General features: G+C 73.8%; 7 protein-coding genes. 5 read left to right on the top strand and 2 right to left on the bottom strand.

All coding sequences use genetic code 11. From position 1 onward, the window contains the following. Nucleotides 1-697: 697 nt before the first annotated feature. From OTB19_RS17915 to OTB19_RS17905, 3 genes are all read left to right on the top strand, one after another. Nucleotides 698-1381 carry a HemK2/MTQ2 family protein methyltransferase gene (locus tag OTB19_RS17915; RefSeq protein WP_267799276.1) on the top strand — a complete coding sequence of 228 codons (684 nt, stop codon included), beginning with the start codon at nt 698-700 and terminating at the stop codon, nt 1379-1381. A gap of 181 nt (nt 1382-1562) precedes the next feature. Then, a complete protein-coding gene (locus OTB19_RS17910; protein WP_267799273.1) occupies nt 1563-2069 on the top strand; it encodes an SRPBCC family protein in 507 nt (168 codons plus the stop codon). Then, the gene (locus OTB19_RS17905; RefSeq protein WP_267799272.1) at nt 2062-3651 is read left to right on the top strand and encodes a phytoene desaturase family protein; all 1590 of its coding nucleotides are present in this window, start codon (nt 2062-2064) and stop codon (nt 3649-3651) included. Before OTB19_RS17910 ends, OTB19_RS17905 begins: the two co-directional genes overlap by 8 nt. A gap of 156 nt (nt 3652-3807) precedes the next feature. Here OTB19_RS17905 and OTB19_RS17900 read toward each other — a convergent pair whose 3' ends face one another. Further along, a complete protein-coding gene (locus OTB19_RS17900; RefSeq protein ID WP_267799271.1) occupies nt 3808-4068 on the bottom strand; it encodes a hypothetical protein in 261 nt (86 codons plus the stop codon). 61 nt (nt 4069-4129) lie between these two features. After that, entirely contained in the window at nt 4130-5566 is a 1437-nt protein-coding gene (locus tag OTB19_RS17895) for a glycosyltransferase 87 family protein (RefSeq protein WP_267799270.1), read from the bottom strand. A gap of 115 nt (nt 5567-5681) precedes the next feature. On the opposite strand from OTB19_RS17895, the gene OTB19_RS17890 reads away from it, so the two are divergent. Both OTB19_RS17890 and OTB19_RS17885 read left to right on the top strand, forming a co-directional pair. Then, nucleotides 5682-6827, top strand: a complete 1146-nt coding sequence (locus tag OTB19_RS17890; RefSeq protein ID WP_267799269.1) for a molybdopterin-dependent oxidoreductase — start codon at nt 5682-5684, stop codon at nt 6825-6827. Further along, nucleotides 6824-7228, top strand: coding sequence for a hypothetical protein (locus OTB19_RS17885; protein ID WP_267799268.1), 405 nt, complete (start codon nt 6824-6826; stop codon nt 7226-7228). The genes OTB19_RS17890 and OTB19_RS17885 overlap by 4 nt, the downstream gene beginning before the upstream one ends. Nucleotides 7229-7257 lie beyond the last annotated feature (29 nt).

Genomic DNA, 7257 nt, shown 5'->3' with positions numbered 1-7257 from the left:
AGCGCGGCCAACTCCTCGTACGAGGGCAGCTGCGGCGGGGCATCGGTCACAAGGTCAATCTACCGGCCCCGCAGGACCACCTCGCACCACATCGCCGCAGCTCACCGGCCGTCCAAAACAGTCACGATGGTTCAGAACCCTTGACCTTTTTCCTTTCGAGCCTTTCACCTTTCGAGAAAAGGAGTTCTCGGTGACCAGCGGCCGATCAGCCCGCCCGACCATGTCCACCCCCATTCCCGCCCGCGTTCCCATCCGCGCCCGTGTTCCCATTCCCAGGGAACGCCCCGACCAGCAGGCCGCCGGTCCCGACCCCTTGGACATCGCGACGATGATCGAGCACGCGCAGCACCGGTTTCGCCGGGCGTCCTCTTCCGAGGAGCCCGGCAGGACATGACGAAATCGGTGGCAGGGCTCGCCGTTGGCGGGCGCATATGAGCCGTGATCGGCGCGATTTCCCACGATTTCGGGGCACCGCGAGCCCCTCGCCGTCCCGGCCCGAGAGGGAAACGACACGACCCATCGGCCGAATGTCCGTCTGATCCTCTGAAGATCGACGCAATTTCGGGTGGAGCGCTCCATCCAGGGAAGTCGCACGATGTCGCGCAATGCAGCGGCCCGCTCCCCGGGTCGCATTCGAACCCGGAGGTATGCGGTGCCCAGTACCGCTCTGTCCCTGGTCTCGCCGCCCACCGGTCTGATGGCCCTGTCGGGCGTCTACCGACCTCAGGCGGACACCGGGTTGCTCGCCGAAGCACTCGCCCACGAGGACATCGGGCCCCACACGGAGGTCCTGGAAATCGGTACGGGCACCGGGATGCTGGCGCTGAACGCCGCGTCCAGAGGGGCCCGGGTCACGGCGGTCGACGTCTCCCGGGCCGCCGTGACCACGGCGCGCCTGAACGCCTGGCGTCACCGGCTCCCGCTGCGCGTCCTGCACGGCGACTTCGAGGCCCGCGCGGCGGGGCGCCGCTTCGACCTGGTCGTCACGAACCCGCCGTACGTCCCCGCCCCCGGCGATCGGCTCCCCTCGCGCGGCCCGGAGCGGGCCTGGGACGCCGGTCCCGACGGGCGTCGGGTCCTCGACCGGATCTGCGCGGGCGCCCCGTCCCTGTTGCATCCGGGCGGCGTCCTGCTCCTGGTGCACTCGGGCCTGTGTGGCGCCGACGAGACCCTCTCCCGGCTGACCGGCGCCGGTCTGGCCGCCGAGGTCACGGCCACGGCCTCCGTACCGTGGGGACCCGTCCTGCGCTCGCGACGGTCCTGGCTGGAGCGGCAGGGCCTGGCGGCCGAAGGCGAGCAGTGGGAGGAACTCGTGGTCGTCCGCGCCCGGCGGCCCGGTGACGACGCGACCGCTCGCGCTCGGGGTGGGACGATGGCCTGACAAGCGGTGCGGGACCGACTGCCCGCCCGCGGGGGTTTGTCTACCCGGGCGACCGCCCGATACGCGAGCAACCCACGTGAGTACCCGAGCCCTGCCCGGGACATTCGGCAGGCGGGGCCGGGACGAAGCAGCGATCACGCGGTGCAGAGGCACCGTCCGCTCCGGCAGAGGGACTTCACCCATGGCCGTCCGCAATCAGCTGGTCCATCGCCCGCCCCACGCCGTGTGGGCGGTACTCGCCGACCCGAACCGCTTCGAGGACTGGGTGGTGGGCCCCTCCGATTCCCGGCCCCTCGACCGGACCTGGCCCGACGTCGGCTCCCGACTGTGCTACACCGTCCGGCTCGGCCCCTGGTCGAGCGAAGGCGTCACCACGGTCAGGTACGTCGAGCCCGGCAGAGAACTGGAACTGGAAGCCTCGTTCAAGTCCCTCGGCACGGCCAGGATCTTCCTGCAACTCAGGCCGTGGGGCGAGGAGACCCTCGTCATCTGCGACGAGCATCCCTTGCGCGGCCTGGGCGGAACCCTGCACAACCCCGCCATCGAAGCCCTGATCCAGCTCCGCCACCGAGGGATGCTGGCCCGCCTGGCCAGGCTCGTGGAACAGGATCCGGTCGCGGGACAGGACCCCGCCGGGGACCAGGACCCCGCCCGGGAACAGGGCCGGCCGAGGCCCCGCGGTGCCTGACGCGGTGGTGATCGGCGCGGGCCCCAACGGGCTCGTGGCCGCGAACCTCCTGGTCGACGCCGGCTGGAGCGTGGAGGTCCTGGAGGCCCAGCCGGAACCGGGCGGGGCGGTCCGCAGCGACCGCGGTGTCCACCCCGACTACGTCTCGGACCTGTTCAGCGCCTTCTACCCGCTCGCCGCGGCCTCCCCGGTGCTCGCGCGCCTCGACCTCGCCGCGGAGGGACTGCGCTGGAGCCACGCCCCGCGCGTACTGGCCCACCCGCTGCCGGACGGCAGGTGCGCGGTCCTCGAACGCCGGGCGGAGGAGACCGCCGCCGGCCTGGAGGCGTTCGCGCCGTCCGACGGCGCCGCCTGGCAGGACATGTACGAGGTGTGGAGCCGGATCCGGCCCGATCTGATCCGGGCCCTGTTCACGCCCTTCCCACCGGTCCGCGCCGGGCTTCGCCTCGCGGCCCGACTCCGCGCCGCCGGCGGTCTGCGACTGGCCCGGAACCTGGCGCTGCCCGTGCGCCGCCTGGGCGAGGAGTCGTTCGCGGGGGAGGGCGGCAGACTCCTCCTGGCCGGCAACGCCCTGCACGCCGACCTGGCCCCCGAGGCGGCGGGCAGCGGCGGCTTCGGCTGGCTGATGTCGATGCTCGGACAGAGCCACGGCTTCCCCGTTCCCGTCGGGGGCGCAGGCTCCCTGACCGCGGCGCTCGTGAGCCGGCTGCGTCGCGGCGGGGGCGTGCTGCGCTGCGGGGAGCGCGTCACGTCCGTCGTCGTCCGAGGGGGCACGGCGGTCGCGGTGAGGACCGCGGGCGGGGAGACGATCACCGCGCGCCGGGCCGTACTCGCCGACACGTCGGCGCCGGCCCTGTACCGGGACCTCGTCGGCGAGGAACACCTCCCCGGCCGCCTCCTGCGAGACCTGGAACGGTTCCAGTGGGACTTCTCTACCTTCAAGGTCGACTGGGCGCTGACGGGGCCCGTGCCGTGGACGGCGCCGGGAGCGGCCGGCGCGGGCACGGTCCACCTGTCCGACGGCGTGGACGGGCTGACCCGCTTCGCCGCGCAGCTCGCCATGGGGCAGGTACCCGACGAGCCCTTCGCCCTCCTCGGCCAGATGACCACCGCGGACCCCGGCCGCTCGCCCGCCGGCACGGAATCGGCCTGGGCCTACACCCACCTCCCGCAGCACATCACGTCCGACGCCGGCCCCGACCGCATCACCGGCCGCTGGGACACCCGCGAACAGGAAGCCATGGCCGACCGCGTCGAAGCACAGGTGGAACGGTTCGCGCCCGGCTTCCGCGCACTCGTCCGCGCCCGCCGGATCCTGGCCCCCACCACCCTCCAGGCCATGGACGAGAACCTCCACAACGGCGCCATCAACAACGGCACCACGGCCCTCCACCAGCAGGCGATCTTCCGGCCGACCCCCGGCACCGGCCGGCCCGAGACCCCCGTCAAGGGCCTCTACCTGGCCTCCGCAGCCGCCCACCCCGGAGGCGGCGTCCACGGCGCACCGGGCGCGAACGCCGCCCGGGCCGCCCTGCGCCCCCCCGGCGCGCGAACCCTCCTCCACCGCGCCCAGCGCGTCTGACCCGCCCGCCCCGGTGCCGGGACGGGCGGGGTACGCGATCGCGGCGGTGCCCACACGGCCCGCGCCGCGACCCTCCGCCGCACGCCGCGTCACCTCCCGGTCAGGTTCCTGAGCGCGGTGTTGGGTTCGAGTACGTTCACCGAGACGGGACGGGCCTCAGCTTCGGCGGCCCCGGCCGACGGCGAAGGCGACGAGGACCCCGGCCAGGGCGGCCCACAGGACGCCCTCGCCACCGGCCTGGATCCAGCCGACGAGGCCGAGGAGGACCGCGGTGCACGCCCCCGCCGCGAGGGCGCGGGCATCACGGAGGAAGGTCCACTGGACGCGGCCCGCGCCCGGCTCCCTCAGTTCGGCGACGGCGGTCTTGACGACCAGCGCGGCCACCACGACGGCGACCACCACGAGGGTTGTCTCCACTCACGCTCCCAAGTCGGTTCCGCCCCGACGGCCGGCCGGGGGTCGGACGCGCCGATGGAGGTCAGGGGTTTCGGCGCGGTCGGCGCCGACCGCCTCCTCCTCGTACAGGTGACGGTAGACCCTGTCGCGGCGCGGCAGAAGTACGGCGTCGCAGCAGGGTGCCGGCGAGGACGAGGGCGACCGCGGCGCCGTAGGCGACGTTGCTCAGCGCCGCCCGGTGGTCGAAGACCGGGGCCAGTACGTAGACGGCGGCGCCCGCGAGCGCCACGCCGAGCCATTCCCAACGACCGTCCAGGGCCACGAGGGCGACCAGCAGCAGGGCGTACCAGGAGTAGCCCGGAGTGAGGAGCACGAACGACCAGCCGACGACCGTCAGGGCCCCGCTCCAGGGCCGTCGCGGGTCCCCGCGCCACATCACGTGGACGCACACACCGGCCACGGCGACGAGCAGCACGGGGAACGCCCAGCTGTCGGGCAGCACCAGCCGCAGCAGCGCGTAGCGGGACCCGGACGCCGGGTCCTCGTACCCCTCCTCCTGCACGTAGCCGCCGAGGTAGCCGAGGACGGAGCCCTGCGAGAGGAGGACGTACGGCAGGTAGGAGAGGGCGGTGAAGGCCGCGGCGGGCAGGAGCACGACGGCCGCGTCCCGGACCCGGCGGACGCCCGACAGGGCCCCCGGCAGGACGATCGCGGGCAGCAACTTGGTGGCGACGGCGGCGCCCAGCAGCAGCCCGCCGCCGGCCCGGCGCGCCGTCGCCCGGGAGGCGACGAGGCCGAGGCCGACGACCGCGAGGAGCGTGCCCAGCACGTCGACGTGCGCGTTGTTCACGGCCTCGACGGTTACGGCCGGACACCAGGCCCAGTACGCGACCCGACGGAGGTCACAGCCCCTGCGCCGCAGGATCGCGAGCAGCGCGCCGGTCACGCCGAGGGAGATCAGGGCCCCGCCGACCTGGAAGGCCTTGTGCCGGACCCCCTGTGGCGACAACCGGTCGACGGCCAGGAAGTACGCCTCGGCGACGGGCGGGTAGATGGTGTGGACGCCGGGCCGGTTGATGCGCGTGCAGTGGGGCGCGGCGCCCGCGTGGGTGAGGGGGACAAGGGCCGGGCCGGTGCAGGAGGCCCCCGTGGGGAAGAGCCACGGATCGCGCAGCCGCGCGAGCGCCGCATCGCGCGGCGCGTGGTCGTACGGCGAGATCCCGGCGGACTGCACACGGCCGTCCCACGCGTAACGGTACGAGTCGGTGCTCGTCCGGGGCGGCGCGACCAGCCCGGCCACGGTGACGGCGACCGCCCCGGCGAGGACCAGCGGCACCACGCGCTCGGCCGGGACGCGCCGCAGCGCCGCCAGGGCGAGGCCGAACAGGAGCCAGCAGACGGCGTACCGGGCGAACAAGCCGACCGGGTCGGTGAAGACACCGTCGTACCGCACGGTGAGGACGAGCGCCGTCACGAGGGCGGCGAGGGCGGCGGAGGCGAGGGCGGTACGCGGGTTCACAAGGCGCAAGCGTTCCAGGAAGAGCCCGTCCGGCGGGGCCCGACGCCCCTGACGTCCGCGTTTCGTAAGGTGTCGAATCCGCTCCCGGGCATCGTCGCGGGGGTGTGATGGAGACATGCGTTTCACTCTGCCCCCGGGGCCGCCGATCACCTTCAAGGCGCGGCTCCACGACGCCCGCACCGCGACCGCGATCGGCCGATGGCTGGCCCTGGCCTTCGTCGTCTGCTTCGCGACCGGCGTGCTGAGCCACTTCCTCCAACACCCGCCGGGATGGCTCGCGGACCATTTGCCGAGCCGCCCGTACTGGGGCTACCGGCTGACCCAGGGCCTGCACGTGGCCTCGGGCATCGCCGCGATCCCGCTGCTGCTCGCGAAGCTGTGGGCGGTCTACCCGCGGCTGTTCGCGTGGCCGCCCGTACGGTCCGTCCTGCACGCGCTGGAGCGCCTGTCGGTGGCGGTGCTGGTCGCCGCCGCCCTCTTCCAGCTCTTCACCGGCCTGCTGAACACATTCCAGTGGTATCCGTGGCCGTTCAACTTCGTGCCCGTCCACTACGCCGTCGCCTGGGTCGTCATGGGCGCCCTGCTGCTGCACGTCGCGGTGCAATGGCCCCGGATCCGGGACCACTTCACCCTCGATTCCCCCGTCACGCTGTCCCTGCCCGAGGCCGACGGACCGAACCGGCGGCAACTGCTGATCGGGGTCGCCGCCGCGGTGGGAGCGGTCACGATCACGACCGTCGGGCAGTCGGTGACCGCGCTCGGCCGGCTGGTGCTGTTCGCCCCCCGCAGCCCGGCGCACGGAGTGCAGGGACTGCCGGTGAACCGCACGGCCGCGGCCGCGCGCGTCACCGAGGCCTCGCTCGCCGACTGGCGCCTGACCGTCCACGGACCCCGCCCGTTCGCCCTGACCCTGGACGAACTCAACGCCCTGCCCCAACACGAGGTGACGCTGCCCATCGCCTGCGTCGAGGGATGGAGCAAGTCGGCCCACTGGACGGGGGTACGGGTCCGCGACCTGCTGGAGCGGGCGGGAGGCGGCCCCGGCTCACGGGCCCGCGTGGTGTCGCTGGAGGCGGCGGGCGCCTACCGGGTCATGGACATGGGGCGCCTGTACGCGCAGGACCCCCTCACCCTGCTCGCCCTGCGGATCAACGGCGAGGTGCTCTCCCTGGACCACGGCTACCCCGCCCGGATCATCGCCCCCAACCGGCCGGGCGTCCTGCAGACCAAGTGGGTCGGCCGACTGGAGGTCGTGCGATGAGGTCCCGATACGTCCTGGGAGCCCTCGGACTCGCCCTGATGGCCTGGGGCGGGCTGCTCCTGGTCCGACAACCCGAACCCTGGCGGATCGCACTGTGGTTCGCGGGCGCGGTCGTGGTGCACGACGGGTTCGTCGCCCCGCTCGTGTGCGCGATCGCCGCCCTGACCGCGGCGGCCGGACTCCGCCTGCGGGGCGTTCCGCGCGCCGCCCTGATCGTCGCGGGTTCCCTCACCGCGATCGCCCTGCCCCCGCTGCTGCGCCCCGGCGGCGCGGCCAACGCGACCGTCCTGCCACTGGACTACCTGCGCAACTGGCTGCTGACGATGGCGGCGATCGCCGTGCTCACCCTCCTGTACACGGGCACGCGCGCCGCCCTGCGCCGGGCGGCCCGCCGGCACTGAGCGCACGGCAGCCGCCCTCCGGCCGGAAG

Source organism: Streptomyces sp. H27-H5, assembly GCF_026627505.1.
Taxonomy (GTDB): domain Bacteria; phylum Actinomycetota; class Actinomycetes; order Streptomycetales; family Streptomycetaceae; genus Streptomyces.
This window is presented reverse-complemented; position numbering and strand designations above follow the sequence as displayed.

Coding starts and splice junctions, on each gene's coding strand:
- OTB19_RS17890 (WP_267799269.1), top strand. CDS start 5,682: ATGCGTTTCACTCTGCCCCCGGGGCCGCCGATCACCTTCAAGGCGCGG.
- OTB19_RS17885 (WP_267799268.1), top strand. CDS start 6,824: ATGAGGTCCCGATACGTCCTGGGAGCCCTCGGACTCGCCCTGATGGCC.
- OTB19_RS17915 (WP_267799276.1), top strand. CDS start 698: ATGGCCCTGTCGGGCGTCTACCGACCTCAGGCGGACACCGGGTTGCTC.
- OTB19_RS17910 (WP_267799273.1), top strand. CDS start 1,563: ATGGCCGTCCGCAATCAGCTGGTCCATCGCCCGCCCCACGCCGTGTGG.